This window comes from Streptosporangium vulgare (assembly GCF_042428775.1).
Classification (GTDB): Bacteria; Actinomycetota; Actinomycetes; order Streptosporangiales; family Streptosporangiaceae; genus Streptosporangium; species Streptosporangium vulgare.
The window spans coordinates 1-516 of record NZ_JBHMBS010000198.1 but is presented as its reverse complement, the minus strand read 5'-3'; the positions used below and the strand labels follow the sequence as shown (position 1 = coordinate 516).

1 pseudogene is annotated in these 516 nt (G+C 55.0%); it reads left to right on the top strand.

Annotated features, from left to right (window positions below):
* Positions 1–87: 87 nt before the first annotated feature.
* Positions 88–516 (top strand): annotated as a pseudogene (gene rlmJ / locus ACFFRH_RS45075) (23S rRNA (adenine(2030)-N(6))-methyltransferase); the annotation flags it as partial.

The window sequence follows — 516 nt, the reverse complement described above, 5'->3', positions numbered from 1 at the left end:
GGCGGCCCCTTTCCGGTATCCTGTCCTGATACGCTTTTGTGCGCCCCGAATACGGGCCGATTTTTACTTACCGGAACACCTTTACCCATGCTCAGTTATCGCCACAGCTTTCACGCTGGCAACCACGCCGACGTCCTTAAACATACCGTTCAGAGCCTGATCATCGAGTCGCTGAAAGAGAAAGATAAACCGTTTCTCTATCTCGACACCCACGCAGGGGCCGGGCGTTATCAGTTAGGCAGCGAACATGCCGAGCGTACCGGCGAATATCTCGAAGGCATCGCCCGTATCTGGCAGCAGGACGATTTGCCCGCAGAACTGGAGGCGTACATCAATGTGGTAAAACACTTCAACCGTAGCGGTCAGTTGCGTTACTACCCCGGTTCGCCGTTGATTGCGCGCCTGCTACTGCGTGAACAGGACAGCCTGCAACTGACCGAACTGCACCCGAGCGATTACCCGTTGTTGCGTTCTGAATTTCAGAAAGATAGCCGTGCGCGTGTCGAAAAAGCCGAC